Annotated in this window: 16 protein-coding genes and 1 other annotated feature; of the genes, 5 read left to right on the top strand and 11 right to left on the bottom strand. The window is 64.3% G+C overall.

What is annotated here, in order from left to right; translation table 11 throughout:
• Positions 1-6: 6 nt before the first annotated feature.
• Positions 7-1,491 carry a SulP family inorganic anion transporter gene (locus ACSSV3_RS00635; RefSeq protein WP_354325108.1) on the bottom strand — a complete coding sequence of 495 codons (1,485 nt, stop codon included), beginning with the start codon at positions 1,489-1,491 and terminating at the stop codon, positions 7-9.
• An 86-nt stretch (positions 1,492-1,577) separates the two neighbouring features.
• Positions 1,578-1,632: a sequence feature (sul1 is cis-regulatory element that is thought to sense ions involved in sulfur or methionine metabolism; They are found in Alphaproteobacteria), on the bottom strand.
• Between the two features lie 109 nt (positions 1,633-1,741).
• Here ACSSV3_RS00635 and ACSSV3_RS00630 point away from each other — a divergent pair.
• Complete coding sequence (locus tag ACSSV3_RS00630; RefSeq protein ID WP_354325109.1) at positions 1,742-2,449, top strand: polyamine aminopropyltransferase; 708 nt, start codon at positions 1,742-1,744, stop codon at positions 2,447-2,449.
• Here ACSSV3_RS00630 and ACSSV3_RS00625 read toward each other — a convergent pair whose 3' ends face one another.
• Positions 2,450-2,989 (bottom strand): pseudouridine synthase, encoded by a 540-nt coding sequence (locus tag ACSSV3_RS00625; RefSeq protein WP_354325111.1) that lies wholly within the window; start codon positions 2,987-2,989, stop codon positions 2,450-2,452.
• Positions 2,986-4,212, bottom strand: a complete 1,227-nt coding sequence (locus ACSSV3_RS00620; protein ID WP_354325113.1) for an MFS transporter — start codon at positions 4,210-4,212, stop codon at positions 2,986-2,988. The genes ACSSV3_RS00625 and ACSSV3_RS00620 overlap by 4 nt, the downstream gene beginning before the upstream one ends.
• A 195-nt stretch (positions 4,213-4,407) precedes the next feature.
• Here ACSSV3_RS00620 and ACSSV3_RS00615 point away from each other — a divergent pair, with 195 nt between their 5' ends.
• Entirely contained in the window at positions 4,408-4,872 is a 465-nt protein-coding gene (locus ACSSV3_RS00615; protein ID WP_354325115.1) for an NUDIX hydrolase, read from the top strand.
• A gap of 16 nt (positions 4,873-4,888) precedes the next feature.
• Here the strand turns inward: ACSSV3_RS00615 and putA are convergent, their stop codons facing one another.
• Positions 4,889-8,062, bottom strand: coding sequence for a bifunctional proline dehydrogenase/L-glutamate gamma-semialdehyde dehydrogenase PutA (gene putA, locus ACSSV3_RS00610; protein WP_354325116.1), 3,174 nt, complete (start codon positions 8,060-8,062; stop codon positions 4,889-4,891).
• A gap of 159 nt (positions 8,063-8,221) precedes the next feature.
• Here putA and ACSSV3_RS00605 point away from each other — a divergent pair, with 159 nt between their 5' ends.
• Entirely contained in the window at positions 8,222-8,509 is a 288-nt protein-coding gene (locus tag ACSSV3_RS00605) for a YciI family protein (RefSeq protein ID WP_354325118.1), read from the top strand.
• 23 nt (positions 8,510-8,532) lie between these two features.
• Here ACSSV3_RS00605 and phhA read toward each other — a convergent pair whose 3' ends face one another.
• Entirely contained in the window at positions 8,533-9,471 is a 939-nt protein-coding gene (gene phhA / locus ACSSV3_RS00600; RefSeq protein WP_354325119.1) for a phenylalanine 4-monooxygenase, read from the bottom strand.
• A 56-nt stretch (positions 9,472-9,527) separates the two neighbouring features.
• On the opposite strand from phhA, the gene ppk2 reads away from it, so the two are divergent.
• On the top strand, positions 9,528-10,304 hold the full coding sequence (gene ppk2 / locus ACSSV3_RS00595; protein WP_354325121.1) for a polyphosphate kinase 2: 777 nt from the start codon (positions 9,528-9,530) through the stop codon (positions 10,302-10,304).
• Here ppk2 and ACSSV3_RS00590 read toward each other — a convergent pair.
• From ACSSV3_RS00590 to ACSSV3_RS00565, 6 genes are all read right to left on the bottom strand, one after another.
• Positions 10,301-11,149 carry a hypothetical protein gene (locus ACSSV3_RS00590; RefSeq protein WP_354325123.1) on the bottom strand — a complete coding sequence of 283 codons (849 nt, stop codon included), beginning with the start codon at positions 11,147-11,149 and terminating at the stop codon, positions 10,301-10,303. The two genes, ppk2 and ACSSV3_RS00590, sit on opposite strands and share 4 nt — an antisense overlap.
• Positions 11,146-12,372 carry an acetyl-CoA C-acetyltransferase gene (locus ACSSV3_RS00585; protein WP_354325125.1) on the bottom strand — a complete coding sequence of 409 codons (1,227 nt, stop codon included), beginning with the start codon at positions 12,370-12,372 and terminating at the stop codon, positions 11,146-11,148. The genes ACSSV3_RS00590 and ACSSV3_RS00585 overlap by 4 nt, the downstream gene beginning before the upstream one ends.
• A gap of 8 nt (positions 12,373-12,380) precedes the next feature.
• Positions 12,381-13,613, bottom strand: coding sequence for a CoA transferase (locus ACSSV3_RS00580; protein ID WP_354325127.1), 1,233 nt, complete (start codon positions 13,611-13,613; stop codon positions 12,381-12,383).
• Between the two features lie 133 nt (positions 13,614-13,746).
• A complete protein-coding gene (locus ACSSV3_RS00575; RefSeq protein WP_454184727.1) occupies positions 13,747-14,955 on the bottom strand; it encodes an acyl-CoA dehydrogenase family protein in 1,209 nt (402 codons plus the stop codon).
• Between the two features lie 45 nt (positions 14,956-15,000).
• On the bottom strand, positions 15,001-15,216 hold the full coding sequence (locus ACSSV3_RS00570) for a hypothetical protein (protein ID WP_354325129.1): 216 nt from the start codon (positions 15,214-15,216) through the stop codon (positions 15,001-15,003).
• Positions 15,217-15,221: 5 nt separating this feature from the next.
• On the bottom strand, positions 15,222-15,509 hold the full coding sequence (locus tag ACSSV3_RS00565; protein ID WP_354325131.1) for a hypothetical protein: 288 nt from the start codon (positions 15,507-15,509) through the stop codon (positions 15,222-15,224).
• Positions 15,510-15,639: 130 nt separating this feature from the next.
• Between ACSSV3_RS00565 and ACSSV3_RS00560 the strand changes: the two genes are divergently transcribed.
• A complete protein-coding gene (locus ACSSV3_RS00560) occupies positions 15,640-16,593 on the top strand; it encodes a right-handed parallel beta-helix repeat-containing protein (RefSeq protein ID WP_354325133.1) in 954 nt (317 codons plus the stop codon).
• Positions 16,594-16,596: the final 3 nt, after the last annotated feature.

Below are 16,596 nucleotides of genomic sequence, written 5' to 3'. Positions count from 1 at the left end.
ATCCTCTCAATGCGCTCCGGGCTGCGTTTGTGCGCCCGGCTTGTCGTGGATGGCATAGCGGTCGATCATCGCCGCGCTCGCCAGGTTAAGCCCGATCACTTCGACTACGGTGCCTTCGCGGCGGAACTTCAGGATCGCCTTGTCGAGGGTTCCCACCGCAGAGATATCCCAGAAATGGGCTTGTGACACATCGATCACCACGTGGTCGAGCACTTCCTTGAAATCGAAGGCTTCGACAAAGCTGTCCGACGATGCAAAGAACACCTGCCCTGATACCTGATAATGGCGGGTCAGGCCGTCAGCCGATAGCTGCGATTCCACCGTGAAGATGCGCTTTACCTTGCTGGCAAAGAACAGCCCCGACAGGATCACGCCCGCCAGCACGCCTTGCGCCAGATCGTGTGTCCACACGGTGATGACGACAGTGACCACCATCACGATGGACGACTGCCACGGATGATGCCGGATGTCGCGGATTGATCGCCACGAAAACGTGCCGATTGCCACCATGATCATCACCGCCACCAACGCGGCCATCGGGATGATCGCCACCAGCGGCCCCAGCACCACGATCAGGAACAGCAGGAACGCGCCCGATACAAAGGTGGATAGCCGCGTTTCGCCGCCGGACTTCACGTTGATCACCGATTGCCCGATCATCGCACAGCCGCCCATGCCGCCCAGAAATCCGGTGAAGAAGTTGGCGATGCCCTGCCCCTTCATCTCGCGCTGCTTGTCGGACGGGGTATCGGTCAGATCATCGACAATCTGCGCGGTCATCATCGATTCCAGCAGGCCAACCGCCGCCATCGTCAGCGAGTAGGGCAGGATGATCTGCAGCGTTTCCAGCGTGAACGGCACATCGGGGATCAACCAGACCGGCAGCGACGACGGCAATTCGCCCATATCGCCCACGGTGCGCACATCGAACCCGGTGTAAAACACCAGCGCGGTCAGCACCACGATCGCAATCAGCGGCGATGGCACGGCCTTGGTCAGGTATGGCAGCAGGTAAATAACCGCGAGCCCGCCTGCGACCAGCGCATAGGTCATCACCGGCACCCCGATCAATTCGGGCAGCTGCGCCATGAAGATCAGGATCGCCAGCGCATTGACAAACCCGGTGATGACCGAGCGTGAGACATATTGCATCAGCACGTTCAAACGCAGGAAGCCGGCAATCAGCTGGATCACGCCCATCAGGATGGTGGCGGCGAACAGATAATCGACGCCGTGGTCGCGCACCAGTGGCAGCACCAGCACCGCGATGGCGGCGGTCGCGGCCGAGATCATGCCCTGCCTGCCGCCGACCAGCGAGATGATCACCGCAATCGAGAACGAGGCATACAGCCCAACGCGCGGATCAACCCCGGCGATGATCGAAAACCCGATCGCTTCCGGGATCAACGCCAGCGCTACGACAATCCCGGCCAGGATGTCGCCGCGCGGGTTCGAAAACCACTCGCGTTTGATGGTATCAAAATTTGGCATGAATGACCTTGTATCGTTATGACGCTCTGCAACGCCCGTTACGCAGACCCGGTGGGCCGCGTCGCGGGATGCAGATCAGGGGAAAGGTTTGTCCCGGGGATAGGCGCCGGGCTGAGCCACCCGGCAGATGCCGGGTCCAGCGAATGTCGCCGCGCGTTAGGCCAAGTGGCTCTATGCTGCAAGTGCGAAGATAAACAAAAAGGGGTGCCGCCTGCACGCGGGCAGGCTAATGCCCGTGGCCATGAACCCGATGTTTGAAGAAATTGACTGGCAGCAGACTCCGATCGGAGAACTGGCGCTGCGGCGACGGCGGCTGAGCAGTGACGGCGAGGATATCTGGGAAATCAAGCTCAACGAAGGCTACCTGATGTCGAGCCAATTCGTCGATGGCGAGATTGCGCTGGCCGATCTGGCGCTGGCGATGACGCGCGGCGATGATCTGGATGTGGTGGTTGGCGGGCTGGGGCTGGGCTACACCGCCGAAGCCGTGCTGCGCGATAGCCGGGTGGCAAAGCTGATCGTTGTCGATCTGATCCCCGAGGTGATCCAGTGGCACCGCGATCACCTGTTGCCGCTGGGCAAGATCGTGGCCGACGATCCGCGCTGCATCCTGCGTGAGGGGGATTTCTTTGCCTTGGCCGGAGCGGCTGAGGGGTTTGATCCGGCCCAGCCGCAGCAGCTGCACGATGCGATCCTGATCGATATCGACCATTCGACCACCCATCTGATCAAGGACACGAGTGCGGGTTTCTACAGCGCCCCCGCCATCGCCGCGATCACGGGCAAGCTGAAGCCGGGCGGCGTGTTCGCGCTGTGGTCAACCGATGCCGAAGATGCCGATTTCGTCGCCGCGCTCAGCCAGAGTCTGATCGATGTGCGGGTGGAGCGGGTGGAGTTTGCCACCCCCTATCGCGAACAACCGGCGTTCAATCTGATCTATCTCGGGCGGCGCCCCTGATCAGACCAGTGCCCACGTGCCCTGCGGCAGATCATCCAGCGTCCATTCGCCAATGCTCCAGCGCACCAGCCGCAAGGTTGGATGACCGACCGCCGCTGTCATGCGGCGCACCTGGCGGTTGCGCCCTTCGGTGATCGTCAGCCGCAGCCAGCAATCCGCCACGCTCTTGCGGAATCGTACCGGCGGATCGCGCGGCCACAGATCGGGCGGATCGATCAGGTCGGCCTGCGCCGGACGGGTCGGCCCATCTTTCAGCGTGATACCCTTGCGCAGCCGGTCAAGCGCGGCGGCATCGGGAATGCCTTCAACCTGCACCAGATAGGTTTTGGGCAGTTTGAACCGCGGATTGGCGATCCGCGCCTGCAACGCGCCATCATCGGTCAGCAGCAGCAATCCCTCGCTATCGCGGTCAAGCCGACCTGCGGGATAGACACCCGGCATGGCGATGAAATCGGACAAGGTCGCGCGCGCGCCATCGCCCGCCTGATCGGTGAATTGCGACAATACGCCAAACGGCTTGTTGAAACGGATCAGCGTCATGCGCAATCGCGCGGTGATGGGCTGCGCTGCGCGATCATGCGCGCGGCCAGCACCAGCGCAAAGGTGGCGAACACGCACCATAACGCCATCCACCACAATTGTTCGGGCAGGGTGATCCCCCGATCGATCAAGGCCCCCGTCAGTCCCGGCCCGATCGCGGTGGCCAGCACCATGCCCGATACGATCAGCGCCCGGATCGAACCCAGATGCGCGGTTCCGTAAATCTCGGGCCAGATCACCCCGAACAAGGTCGAAGTCAGCCCGTAGCTGATGCCGAACAGGAACATGAACAGATAGATTCCGGACAGCGCGGTGATCGATGCCGCCGCCAGGCTGGCGATGAATATCGGCCCAAGGAAAAACGGCAGCAGGCGCACCGCTCCGAACCGATCAACCAGATAGCCGCACACCAGCCCGAACCCTACCGTGGTTATCGCCATCAGCGGGAATGCCCCGGCAAACGCCAATTGATCATAGCCGCGAACCGCGATCAGATGCCCTTGATGGAAGAAGATCGAGGTGCCGATGAACGGCGGGGCGAGCAGGCCCAGCAGCAGCAGGTAGAACACCGGATCGCGGATCACTTCGCCGCGTGTCCAGTTGCGCCGCCCTTCGGCATTGGCCTGAGTGATTTCGGCCTGTTGGGGGATACGCGGCCGGGCCAGCAGGCCGACAATCACCGGCATTCCCACCAGCAGCAGCACAGCCGCCGCAGCGCTCCACGCCCCTTGCCAGCCGATGGCCGCGGCCACCACCACGAACAGCGCCGGCAGAACTGCCTCGCCCGCCTGATGCCCCGGCACCACCAGCGACATCGCCCGCCCGCGATTGGCCACAAAGCCGCGCGCGGTTTCGGTCTGGGCAATATGCGTCATCATCCCCTGACCCAGCAGACGCAGCAGAAACAGCGCGACCATAAAGCCGAGGATATGGGGCGACCATGCAGCCAGCAGGCAGGCAGCGGCCAGCCCTGGAATCACGAATGCTGCAACCACTGCGCCGCGCATCACATCCATCGATCGGCCGATCCACGGCAGCATCGCCGCGCTTCCCAAAGTTGCCGCCATGTAGAGCAGCCCGAATTCACCGCCAGACAGATCGAACCGCGCCTGAAACGCCGCGCCCGACAGACCGATAAAGAAGGTCTGCCCGAATGATGAAAACATCGAAAGCAGAAAGCCCGCCGCCAGCCAGCGGGCGTTGTGGCGCATGAATTGAAGCATGGGTTTGCCCTATACCGAAGTTCGATGAGCCCCGCCTCATCGGACTTTGGTTAAGCCCGTGCGGCGCTTGAGCAATTCCAGCGCGTGATGCGTTAGCATCTCAGCGCGCTGGTATTACGTCACGGACGCGCCCGGCAACAGGAAAAACCGCTGATGGTGACGGAGGCTTAACCGTTGTTATCATAAACGGTTGCCATGGCTGCTTTTCTTAACACGGGCGGGCTCAGGCTGCGCCAGAAAGTCCACGCTGTCGTGGTCAATGATAATGGCGAATTTCTGCTGGTTCGCCCGCACGGCTATCGCGACGGCGAATGGACGCTGGCGGGCGGCGGCGTGGAGCAGGGCGAAACTGTGCATCAGGCAATGCGCCGCGAAATTGCCGAAGAACTTGGGCTGGCGCTCGAAGAGGATTTGGAACAGCTTCCGGTCAGCAACCGCTTTATCTACACCGCCGAACACAAGGCCAAACGCGCGCTCGATCACGATGGTCAGGAAGCCGCGATGTTCGTGGTGCGCCTGCCAAGCGGCGCGTCAATCGCGCTGCAAGCCGAAGAAATCGCCGAAGCGCGCTGGTTCACCCGGGCTGAGGCTTTGGCAGCCTTCCCCGTCAAGAAACAGCGCGACATATTCGCGGCGTGCCTCGCATCACTCGCGGCCTGACCAGCGTCCTTGCGGATTAACCCGCCGCCAGCAGGCTGGCATTGCCGCCCGCCGCGGTGGTGTCGATGGTCATCACCCGTTCGGTCGCGAACCGGGCGAGGTAATGCGGCCCGCCCGCTTTCGGCCCGGTGCCTGACAGGCCCTCGCCGCCGAAGGGCTGGCTGCCCACCACCGCGCCGATCTGGTTGCGGTTGACGTAGAAATTGCCGACCCGCGCGCGGGCTTGCACGAACCGCCGGGTTTCCGCGATGCGGCTGTGCAGGCCGAGCGTGAGGCCGTATCCGCTGGCGTTGATATCCTCGATCACCTGCGCCAACCCGTCCGAACGGAACCGCGCGACGTGCAGCACCGGCCCGAAATGTTCGCGGGCAAGATCGCGGATCGAACCGAGTTCGACTATGGTCGGAGCGACAAAGCACCCCTTGGCTGTTTCAGGCGGCAGCGTCAGGCGCGTGACCTTGCGTTCGCTCGCCTCGCAGCGCGCGACGTGGCGTTCAAGCCGCGCCTGCGCATCGGGATCGATCACCGGGCCGACATCGGTGGCGATGTTGGCCGGATCACCGATGGTCAGCGCTTCGAACCCGCCGCGGATCATCTCCAGCATCTCATCGGCAATGTCGTCTTGCAGATACAGCACCCGGAGCGCCGAACAGCGTTGCCCCGCGCTCTGGAATGAGCTCGCCAGCACATCGCGCACCACCTGTTCGGGCAGCGCCGAGCTATCGACGATCATCGCGTTCTGCCCGCCGGTTTCGGCGATCAGCGTGGCAATCGGCCCGTCACGCGCGGCCAGTGTCCGGTTGATCGCCTGTGCCGTTTCGGTCGACCCGGTAAAGGCGATTCCGGCCAGCCGCGGATCGGCGGTGATCATCTGGCCGACGTGGCCCGCGCCGGGCAGCAGTTGCAGTGCTTCGGGCGGAATGCCTGCTTCGTGGCACAGTTTGACCGCGAAGGCGGCGATCAGCGGGGTCTGTTCGGCGGGCTTGGCGATCACGCTGTTGCCCGCTGCCAGCGCGGCAGACGCCATGCCGATGAAAATCGCCAGCGGGAAGTTCCACGGGGAAATCGTGGCAAACACCCCGCGCCCGTGCAGGGCAATGGTGTTTTCCTCCCCCGTCGGCCCCGGCAGGATGGTGGGCTCGCTGAATTGGCGGCGCGCCTCGGCGGCGTAATAGCGCAGGAAATCGACCGCCTCGCGCAGTTCGAGCACTGCGTCCATCAAGGTCTTGCCCGCCTCGCGCTGGCATAGCGACAGGAATTCGGCGGTGTGCGTCTCGAACAGATCGGCGGCTTCTTCGAGCAGTAGCGCGCGCGCTTCGCCGCCCAGCGCATCCCAGCCGGGCTGGATCGCGGCGGCGCGGGTGAAGGCGGCCTCAACCTCCTCGGCGGTGGCATCGCGGCGGGTGCCGACCACGCTGGCGAGATCATGCGGCATGGTGATCGGGGCGGTTTCGCCGGGGGTGGCCGCCGGGAAGGTCGGCTCGGCCCGCCACAGCGCCCCGTCGAGCGACGCCAGCTGCGCCTGCAACGGCCCGAGCACGGTGGGATCGGACAGGTCGATCCCGGCGCTGTTCAAGCGGCTGCCGAAAATGTCCTTGGGCAGCGGGATCGCCGGATTGCGGCGGGGGCTGAGCGCGGCGAGTTCCGCGACCGGATCGCCGACCAGTTCTTCGGCCGGGATATCGGCATCACCCATGCGGTTGACGAAGCTGGTATTGGCCCCGTTTTCCAGCAGGCGGCGCACCAGATAGGCGAGCAAGTCCTTGTGCCCGCCAACCGGCGCATAGATCCGCACCGGGGTGGGATTGTCGCCCTCGATCCGGCGCAATGCCGCGTAAACTTCCTCGCCCATCCCATGCAGGCGCTGGAATTCAAATGCTTTTGGCTGGCCTGCCGCGTCGCAGCCTGATGCCTCGGCCATCTGTTTGATCGCGGCGATGGTATAGGCGTTGTGGGTGGCAAACGCGCTGTGCAGCACGTCGCCGTGTTCAAACAACCGCGCGGCGCAGGCGAGGTAGGACACATCGGTCGCCACCTTGCGGGTGAACACCGGGTAATCGCCATGGCCGCCAACCTGCGACAGCTTGATCTCGCTGTCCCAGTATGCGCCCTTGACCAGCCGCACGAACAGGCGGCGCCCATGCCGCCGGGCGAGCTTGCCCGCCCAGTCGCACACCGCCACGCCGCGTTTCTGATAGGCCTGGATGGCCAGGCCAAAGCCGTCCCAGCGGCTGCCATCGGGGCGGGCGAACAGTTCATCATCAGCCACCAGCGCCTCGATGATATCAAGGCTGAGTTCGAGCCGTTCGGCCTCTTCGGCGTCGATGGTGAAGTGGATGTCGGCATCGCGCGCGCGCAGCGCCAGCGCCTTGATCATCGGCACCATTGCCGCCGTGGCCGCATCGGCGTGGAGGAACGAATATTTGGGGTAAAGCGCCGACAGTTTCAACGAAATCCCCGGTGATCCGGTGATCCCGGCCCCCGCCTCCCGCGTCAACCGGGTGAGCGCGGCGTCATAGGCCTGCCGGTATTTCTCGGCATCGGCAAAGGTCATCGCCGCCTCGCCCAGCATATCGAAACTGTGGGTGATGCCAGCCGCGCGTTCAGGCGCGGCGCGTTTCAGCGCCTCGTCGATGGTGCGACCGAACACGAACTGCCCGCCAAGGATCTTCATCGCCTGCATTGTCGCGGAGCGGATCACCGGTTCACCCAGCCGGTTCATCGCGCGTTTGAGCACGCTGCCCATGCCGCGTTGATGGGCTTCGGGCGGATCGAGCACCTCGCCCGTCAGCATCAGCGAGAAGGTGGCGGCATTGACAAAGGTGGAGGAACTTTCGCCGAGATGGTCGCCCCATTCGATCTGCCCGATCTTGTCGCGGATCAGCGCATCGGCGGTGGCGGCATCGGGCACGCGCAGCAGCGCTTCGGCAAGGCACATCAGCGCGATGCCTTCATCGGTGTCGAGCCCGTATTGCTGGAGGAATGCGTCGATCCCGCTGGCCTTGTGGGCGCGCGCGCCTTCGATCAGATCGATCGCGAGCGCGGCCGCGCCGCCATGCACCTGCGCCGCCGGGGCGGCCTGATCCAGCCGCTCGGCAATGCAGGCCTCCTCTTCCAACCGATAGGCGCGGCGCAGCGCGGTGCGGTCGATCGGGGCAAAAGCAGGGGCGGTAGCTGTACGGTTAGCCATAAATGATATCACCTGAAACGAGTCGGGTCACAAATCCGCGCCTTGGACGCATGGCGGCGGCGCTTCAAGGCTAGTGTTTGCAGGCAGAACTCCCGGCGCGCTGCTTGATCGCGTGGCATCGCCCGGTTAGCCTGCGCTTCATCACAGGGGGTCACGCCAATGCGAATGTTCTGCTTTCATTGCCGCGATGGCGAAGATGGTGGCCGCCTGCGCGCGATCCACCGCCCGGCGCATCTCGATTTCATCCACGCCAACGCCGATCATTTCGTGATCGTCGGCCCCCTGAAACGCGCCGACGGGTTGATCATCGGCACGCTGCTGATCGTCAAAGCCCAGGACGAAGCCGCCGCGCGGGCGGTGCTCGCGGGCGATCCCTACCTTACCGGCGGGGTCTGGCAGCTGATCCGGGTTGACGAGTTCACCCCGCTGCTGGGGGATTGGGCCTGATTCTAGAATGGCTGGACCGTGCGCTAAACCGGCACCGCCGCGCTGCCGCGCCCGCCGCGCAGGTGGTATTCCTGCGTTCCCCGGTGCAGCACATTATCGACATCGATCACCGCCGAATTGGCATAGGTGAACCCGGCGGAAAGATTGCGATACAGCCGGTCAAAATCGCGCTCCACCGTCTGGCGGTAGAGGTCGTCGAAACTCTCGATCACGAAATAGGTCGGTTGCAGATCGCTGATCACGTAATCGGTGCGCATCACCCGGTCGACATTCAGCATGATGCGGTTGGGGCTTTGCGCCTCGACCGCAAAGCGCGCCTCGGTCGGCCCGGACAATATGCCCGCGCCGTAAGCGCGCACGCCGCCTGCTTCGGCAATCAGGCCAAATTCAACCGTGTACCAATACAGCGCGCCCAGTGCTTTCAGCCGGTTGTAACGCATCGCCTTCCACCCGGCGCGGCCATATTCCTGCATATAATCGGCATAGGTGGGGTCGGTCAGCATCGGCACATGGCCAAACACATCGTGGAACACGTCGGGTTCCTGAATATAGTCGAACGTGTCGCGCGTGCGGATGAAATTGCCAGCGGGAAAGCGGCGGTTGGCAAGGTGCCAGAAGAACACGTGATCGGGGATCAGCATCGGCACGGGAACCACGCTCCACCCGGTGAGCGCGCCGAGTTCTTCGGACAGACGGCCGAATTCGGGCACGCCCCCGCGCCCCAGGTCGAGCCTTTCAAGTCCGTGCAGGAACGCCGCGCAGGCGCGACCGGGCAGCACCTCCATCTGGCGCGCGAACAGATCGTCCCACACGGCGTTATCTTCGGCGGTGTAGGCGGTTTGCGCAGGCTCCAGCCAATCCGCGCCGACATGCTTGGGCTTCGCCAGCGGCGCGGTAAAGACATCGCCCGCCATTTCGGGCAAGACGGTGTAATCAGGGGCAAGATCGGTGAGCGTGGCCATATTGTTTCATATGATACTACCACGCCAGTGCCGCAAGGACAATTGAGGAGGCGAGCATGGGGATGAAGCGCAAGGATTATGAAGCGGCGCTCGAACCGCTGACCCATGAACTGGTGAGCATGGCGCGCTGGGCCAAATGTTGCGGCGCGCGGATCGTGATATTGTTCGAAGGGCGCGACACGGCGGGCAAGGGCGGCGCGATTACCGCGGTGCGTGATAAGCTGAACCCGCGCCAGTGCCGCACCGTGGCGCTATCCAAACCGAGCGAGGACGAGGCGAGCCAGTGGTATTTTCAGCGCTATGTCGCGCACCTGCCGCACGCGGGCGAAATCGTGCTGTTCGACCGCAGTTGGTATAACCGCGCGGGCGTGGAAAAGGTGATGGGTTACGCCAGCGATGCGCAGGTCGATGCGTTTCTGGACGCGGTTCCGGTGTTTGAAAAACTGCTGACCGATGACGGCATCCTGCTGTTCAAATACTGGCTGGCGACCGATCAGGAACAGCAGGAGGAACGCCTGCGCGAACGGCTGGATGACCCGCTCAAACGCTGGAAACTGTCCCCGATCGATCTCGCCGCGCGCGAGAAATATGATACCTACACCGCAGCGCGAGAGGCGATGCTGGCGGCGACCCACACCAAACACGCGCCGTGGCGGATCGTTGATTTCAACGATCAGCGGCGCGGACGGCTGACGCTGATCCGCGATTTGCTCGAACGGGTGCCGGATACGCATGAGGAGCCGCCCGCGATCGATTTTCCTGAACTGGGGCGCAAGCCTGCCACGGAGAAATACGGCGTGCTCAAACCGATTGCGGATTATCCGGTGGGTTAAAGCGCCGCGCTCGCCCCCGTCACCTGCCGCCCGTCATCGGCAAAGGCGGCGAGATCATAGCCCGCGTCGTTTTTGCGCAGCACCAGATGCAGCGGCTCGCCTGCCATCGCGGGGGACAGCCCGCGAAACTGGAACGTGTGCAAGCGGTTCTCACCCAGTTCCTGCGCCGCCAGTTGCAGCAGCAGGCTCGCGATCAACGGCCCGTGCACCACCAGCCCGCGATAGCGCTCGACGGTTTGCGCATAGGGCGCGTCGTAATGGATGCGGTGGGTGTTGAAGGTCAGCGCGGAATAGCGGAACAGCAGGCGTGCGTCCGGCGTCAGGCTGCGGTGCGCGTCCCACCCGGCGGGATCGAATTGCGCCTCGCCCAGAGCGGGCGGCGATAGCGGCGCATCGGCGCTTGCGGCATCACGATAGACCAGCGTCTGCGTTTCGATCACCGCGATCGTGCCGTTCGCGCGCGTGGTATGCTCGACATCGACGAAGGCGAGGCGGCCCGATCCGCCCGGCTTTTCGCTCACCGATGCGACGCAGCTGACCCGCTCAATCACTGACCCGATGGCGATGGGCGCGACGAATTGCATCTTCGAGGAGGCCCACATCCGGCGCGGCATGGGGAAGGGCGGCAGGAAACTGTCCGCGCTATTATCGCGCGCCGGGTGGCCATCCTCGCCCAGATTGGCGGTCGGCGCGTCCGGGGTGCACAGCGCAAAGTGGATGCCCAGAGGCATGATCGCCGGGCGGGGGCGCGGCAGGTCAAAGGTCGCAAGCCAGCGCGCCGCCAAGCTTTCATCCAGCCGGTCGCTGGCGCGAACCTCCCGCCCGATCCACGCGTCGAAACTCATGCTGCACGCTCAAACACCGCCGCGATCCCCTGACCGCCGCCGATGCACATTGTTTCCAGCCCATAGCGCGCCCCGCGCCGATGCATTTCGTGCGCCATGTCGGCAAGGATGCGCCCCCCGGTCGCGCCGATGGGATGGCCAAGGCTGATGCCCGATCCGTTGACGTTGAGGATGTCGCGGCGCGAATCGTCCTCGCTCCAGCCCCAGCCTTTCAGCACGGCGAGCACCTGCGGGGCGAAGGCTTCGTTGAGTTCGACCAGCCCGATATCGTCCCACGAATACCCGGCCCTCGCGAACAGGCGCTCCACCGCAGGCACCGGGCCGATCCCCATGCGCGACGGATCACACCCCGCCGCTGCCCAGCCGCCGAACCACAGCATCGGGGTGAGGCCGAGCTCCTCAAGCTTGTCTTCGGCCACCACCAGACAGGCAGACGCTGCGTCGTTCTGCTGGCTGGCATTGCCGGCGGTGACGATGGCGGCGGGGTCGCGTTTGATATCAAGCGCCGAAAGCTTGCCGAGCGTTTCCATGCTGGCATCGGCGCGGTACCCTTCGTCGTGATCGAAGATTACCGGATCACCCTTCCGTTGGGGAATTGCGACCGGCACCAATTGTTCGGCAAACTTGCCGTCGGCCCACGCCTTGGCGGCGTTCTGGTGGCTGCGCACCGCGAAGGCATCGGCGGCCTCGCGCGAAATGCCGTAATCCTTGGCGAGGTTTTCGGCGGTTTCGATCATCCCGGTAATCACGCCGAAGCGTTCGATCGGCTGGCTCATCACCCGCCCCCGGCTGAGGCGATCATGCAGCGTGATGTCGCCCATCCGCGAACCGCCGCGCGCGGCGAGCGTGTAATGTTCGACGTTCGACATCGATTCGACGCCGCCCGCAACCACCACATCGGCCATCCCGGTCTCGACCATCATCGCTGCCGTCGCCACCGCCTGCACGCCCGATCCGCAGCGGCGATCAAGCTGGAATCCCGGCACTTCGATCGGCAGTCCCGCCGCCAGCCATGCCCAGTGGCCAATCGCCGGCGCTTCGCCATTGCCGTAGCCTTGCGAAAACACCACGTCATCGACCCGCGCCGGATCGATCCCGCTGCGTTCCATCAACGCTTTCAGGATTACCGCGCCCAATTGGCCCGCGTTAAGGCTGGATAGCCCGCCGAGGAACTTGCCCACGGGGGTGCGCAGCGGGGTGCAGATGGCGGCTCTTCTGGTCATGGTCTGTCCTAAATTGTGGTTTTGTCACTCAATGCCACCGTCCCGGCATCGACCAGCTTGGCAATAGCGCCGGGCGATAGCCCCAGCCGCTCGGCCAGCACCTCTTCGGTATGCTCACCCAGAAAAGGCGCAGGGGCAGGGTCGCCCGCGTCGCGCCCCGGCAGGTTGGCAAAGCTGCGGGTGGCGGGATAGTCGAAGCCGCTGGGGTTGGCGGGCGCGGAGCCGAACAGCGGGTTGTCTGCCACCAGCGCCGGATCATTGGCGGCTTCGTAAGCGGTGCGATAGCGTTCGAAGGTGCAGCCCTCGGCCGCCATGCGCGCAGCCAGCGCGGCGTAATCAAAACCGTCCGCCGCCTGCTGGAACAGCGCGAACAGCGCGGCGCGGTGCTGGAACCGGGGCGTATCCCCGTCGGCAAAGCGCACGCCCAGTTCCGCCTCCAGCGCGGCGATACCCTGCTGCAATCCGAATGCCGTGACCAGCCCGCGCCACTGCTTGGGCGTCAAAGCGGCGACCATGAAGCGCACCCCGTCGCGGCTGCGGAAATCGCGTCCGAACGCACCCCAGATCGCATTGCCCAACCGTTCGCGGTCCGCGCCGCGATAGAGCATTTCCGCCATCGCACCCGAATTGGCGAGCGTGCCAATCGCCACATCGCCCAGCGGCACGCGCACCTCGTTGCCCTCACCCGTGCGGCCCCGGTGGTGCAGCGCGGCGAGCATGGCGAAGGCGCAGTATGCCCCGGTGATGAAATCCCACGCGGGCAGCACCTGATTGACCGGCGGCGCGGTTTGCGCGTCCCAATCTTCCGGCCCGCACATCAGCGGATAACCCGAAGCGGCGTTGACGGTGAAATCCATCGCCTGACGCCCATCGTGCCAGCCCATGATCCGCAGCGAGATCATATCGGCGCGGCGCGCCTGTAGTGCCGCGTGGGCAAGAAAGCTTTGTTCGGGCAGGTTGGTGATCAGCTGGCCCGTGGTCGCCGCCAGCTCCACGCACAATTCGCGCCCCGCGCCCGATTGCAGATCGAGCGCGACCGATTTCTTGGCGCGGTTGAGGTTTTCCCAGCTGAGCGAGCGCCCCTCTGCCGTCAGCAAATAGCGGTTGTAATCCAGCCCGCCCGCCGTGTGATCAACCCGGATCACCTCCGCGCCCATCTGCGCGCAGTATAGCCCCGCCGTGGGCGAGGCGACGAAGCTGGAAACTTCGATGATCGAAAGGTCGGAGAGGAGGTTATACATCAGTTCCTCCCCGTTTCGGGGAGGGGGACCATCCGCAGGATGGTGGAGGGGATTCGCCGCCCGGGCCCCGCTATCGGAGAGTCCCCTCCGTCAGCCGCCTTCGGCGTCTGCCACCTCCCCGTTTCGGGGAGGATCAAGAATCCCTCCATTCGCGCAGCATGTGCTTGGCGATCTGGAGTTGCAGGATCTGCGTGGTGCCTTCGTAGATGCGGTAAATGCGGGCATCGCGGAAGAAGCGTTCGGCGTCATATTCGGCGAGGTATCCCGCGCCGCCGTAAATCTGCACCACCCGGTCAACCACCCGGCCGCACATTTCCGAGGCAAACACCTTGAACGCGGCGGCCTTGACCAGAATGCTTTCGCCCCGGTCGGCCCGCGCGGTGACATCCGCCATCATCGCTTCGGCAGCGTAAATCTCGATCTCGCTGTCGGCCAGCATCTGCTGGATCAGCTGGAAATTGGCGATCGGTTCGCCAAATGCTTTGCGTTCATTGGCATAACGCAGCGCCGAATCGAGCGCGCGGCGGGCATAGCCGGTCGCCGCCGCGCCGACCGAAATGCGTCCATTATCAAGGCTCTTCATCGCGAAGACAAAGCCCTTGCCGGTTTCCCCGCCGAGCAGTGCATCGCCCGGCACGCGCACATCATCGAGCATGATGTCGGAAATGTGCGATCCGCTCTGGCCCATCTTCCTGTCGGGCGACCCGGTCGAAACGCCCGGCGCGTTCATCGGCACCAGAAAGGCGGAAACGTGCGCGTTTTTGGGCAGGGCTTCCTTGTTGGTGCGCGCCATGATCAGCGCGACATCGGCGTGGGGGGCGTTGGTGATGTAACGCTTGGTGCCGTTGAGGATCCAGCCATTGCCTTGCGCGTCGGGCACGGCGGTGGTCTGCAATCCGGCGCTATCGCTGCCCGAACCCGGCTCGGTCAGGCCGAAACAGGCGATCTTGCCCGCGGCGATCTGCGGATACCATTCGGCCTTCTGCGCTGCGGTCGCACCGTTTTTCAGCGCGCTGGCAAACATCCCGACATTGATCGAGAAAATCGACCGATAGGCGGGCGCGGCATAGGCCATGATGTTCACCACGCGGGCATATTGCGCCGTGTTCAGCCCCGCGCCGCCATATTCTTCCGGCACTGACAGACCGAACAACCCCATCTCGCGCATCTCGTTCAGGATATCTTCGGGCACGCGATCTTCGGCGATCACCTGCGCTTCGGCCGGGATCAGCCGTTCACGGACATAGCGGGTGAGCTGCTCGGCAAATTGTTCGAACACGTCCTCATCCATACCGGGATTAAACGGTGCGGGAATTGTGGCAGAGACATTCATGGTGTTCATTGTCCTTGGGCGGCGGCGCTCTCGCGTTTCACGACAGGCGCCGGATCATTGCTGACTGGCATTGTCGCCTGCGATTTCGGCAGGGGCCGGTTCGGCTGGGATGGCCTCGGGCGGCAGGCGGCGTTGATCGAGCATCGCCGCTGCCTTGTCGAGCGCCCTGGCCTCGCCTTCGCTGACTCCGCCCGGCGCGCTCGCCCGGTCGCCGCCGCAGGCAGCAAGGGCAAGCGCGAGGCCGAGCGCGATCAGCAGGCGCGGTGCCATTAGTCTTACTCGCTGGCCGCTTCGGCCGCAGCAGCAGCTTCTGCCGCAACATTGGCAGCGGCATCAGCGGCTTGTTCCGCCCCGGCCTCAACTTCGGCGTCAGTGGCAGGCGCATCGGTCGCGGTGGCGTCAGGATCGGCCACGGCCTCATCGGTCACTGCGCTCAACGCTTCGTCAGCGGGCATTTCCACCGTGTCGGCGCTGGCTTCGGTCGAGGCATCATCGGCGCTGCCACAGGCACTCAGCAACAGCGCGGCACCGCCAAGGGCGGCCAGTGGGGCAAAGGTTTTCATCAGTGTCTCTCCTCAGATAGGGTTACGCGCGGGCCGGTGCCCGCAGCCTTGATCAGGGGTGTAGCCAAGCCGGGGGGGCAACGCCAAGTGGCAAATGGTGCTTTAACCATTGGCGGGTAGGATTGCAGGCATGAACTACGCCCGCTCCTTTGCCTTGCTGGCCCTTACCGGGGTTGCCGCGCTGCCCACCGCGATGCTGGTCGCCCAGCCTGTTCCCGGTGCCTTTACCGTGGTCGAAAGCGGGCAGAGTTTCGCCACCTTGCAGGACGCGGTCAACGCCATCGGCAACACCCGCGCCACGATCAGCATTGCGCCCGGCACCTATCGCCAGTGCGCTGTTCAGGAACAAGGCGTCATCACCTATGTCGCGGTTGAACCGGGAAGCGTGACTTTTGCGGGCCGATCCTGCGAGGGCAAGGCCGCGCTGGTGCTGCGCGGCACCGGGGCCGAAGTGCGCGGGATCACCTTCAGCAATCTGGCGGTGGCCGATGGCAATGGCGCGGGCATCCGGCTGGAACAGGGCGCGCTCAATGTCGCCTATGCCCGGTTTGAAAACAGCCAGCAGGGCATTTTGACAGGCGATGATCCGCAGGGGCGCATCTATATCACCCGGTCAACCTTCAGCGGGCTGGGCACCTGCGAGAACTCCGCAGGCTGCGCGCATTCGCTGTATATCGGCAATTACGGATCGCTGACGGTGCGCGAATCGCGGTTCGAACGCGGCACCGGCGGGCATTATCTCAAGGCGCGCGCTGCCGAGGTGGTGATCGAAGGCAACAGCTTTGACGACGCAAACGGGCGCGCCACCAATTACATGATCGATCTGCCCGCGGGCAGCGCGGGCCGGATCGCCGACAACTGGTTCGTGCAGGGGCGCGATAAGGAGAATTATTCGGCCTTCATCGCTCTCGGCGCGGAAGACCTGCTGCATTCGTCCGACGGGCTGGAGGTCGTGAACAACGAAGCGCGTTTCGTCCCCGGCCTGCAGCGCCAAAGCGTATTCTTCGCCGACTGGACGGGTTCGCGGATCGTGATGCAGGGCAACAAGCTGGCCGCCGGGCTGAAGCCATACGAACAGCGTTAACGC

The sequence above is a fragment of the Porphyrobacter sp. MBR-49 genome (assembly GCF_053628655.1).
This window is presented reverse-complemented; position numbering and strand designations above follow the sequence as displayed.

What these genes read in the sequence shown, in the direction of transcription:
- ACSSV3_RS00560 (WP_354325133.1), top strand. Translation starts at nt 15,640, where the DNA reads ATGAACTACGCCCGCTCCTTTGCCTTGCTGGCCCTTACCGGGGTTGCC.
- putA (WP_354325116.1), bottom strand. Translation starts at nt 8,062, where the DNA reads ATGGCTAACCGTACAGCTACCGCCCCTGCTTTTGCCCCGATCGACCGC.
- ACSSV3_RS00630 (WP_354325109.1), top strand. Translation starts at nt 1,742, where the DNA reads ATGTTTGAAGAAATTGACTGGCAGCAGACTCCGATCGGAGAACTGGCG.
- ACSSV3_RS00635 (WP_354325108.1), bottom strand. Translation starts at nt 1,491, where the DNA reads ATGCCAAATTTTGATACCATCAAACGCGAGTGGTTTTCGAACCCGCGC.
- ACSSV3_RS00590 (WP_354325123.1), bottom strand. Translation starts at nt 11,149, where the DNA reads ATGAGTTTCGACGCGTGGATCGGGCGGGAGGTTCGCGCCAGCGACCGG.
- ppk2 (WP_354325121.1), top strand. Translation starts at nt 9,528, where the DNA reads ATGGGGATGAAGCGCAAGGATTATGAAGCGGCGCTCGAACCGCTGACC.
- ACSSV3_RS00570 (WP_354325129.1), bottom strand. Translation starts at nt 15,216, where the DNA reads ATGGCACCGCGCCTGCTGATCGCGCTCGGCCTCGCGCTTGCCCTTGCT.
- ACSSV3_RS00585 (WP_354325125.1), bottom strand. Translation starts at nt 12,372, where the DNA reads ATGACCAGAAGAGCCGCCATCTGCACCCCGCTGCGCACCCCCGTGGGC.
- phhA (WP_354325119.1), bottom strand. Translation starts at nt 9,471, where the DNA reads ATGGCCACGCTCACCGATCTTGCCCCTGATTACACCGTCTTGCCCGAA.
- ACSSV3_RS00615 (WP_354325115.1), top strand. Translation starts at nt 4,408, where the DNA reads ATGGCTGCTTTTCTTAACACGGGCGGGCTCAGGCTGCGCCAGAAAGTC.
- ACSSV3_RS00575 (WP_454184727.1), bottom strand. Translation starts at nt 14,955, where the DNA reads ATGAACACCATGAATGTCTCTGCCACAATTCCCGCACCGTTTAATCCC.
- ACSSV3_RS00620 (WP_354325113.1), bottom strand. Translation starts at nt 4,212, where the DNA reads ATGCTTCAATTCATGCGCCACAACGCCCGCTGGCTGGCGGCGGGCTTT.
- ACSSV3_RS00605 (WP_354325118.1), top strand. Translation starts at nt 8,222, where the DNA reads ATGCGAATGTTCTGCTTTCATTGCCGCGATGGCGAAGATGGTGGCCGC.
- ACSSV3_RS00580 (WP_354325127.1), bottom strand. Translation starts at nt 13,613, where the DNA reads ATGTATAACCTCCTCTCCGACCTTTCGATCATCGAAGTTTCCAGCTTC.
- ACSSV3_RS00625 (WP_354325111.1), bottom strand. Translation starts at nt 2,989, where the DNA reads ATGACGCTGATCCGTTTCAACAAGCCGTTTGGCGTATTGTCGCAATTC.
- ACSSV3_RS00565 (WP_354325131.1), bottom strand. Translation starts at nt 15,509, where the DNA reads ATGAAAACCTTTGCCCCACTGGCCGCCCTTGGCGGTGCCGCGCTGTTG.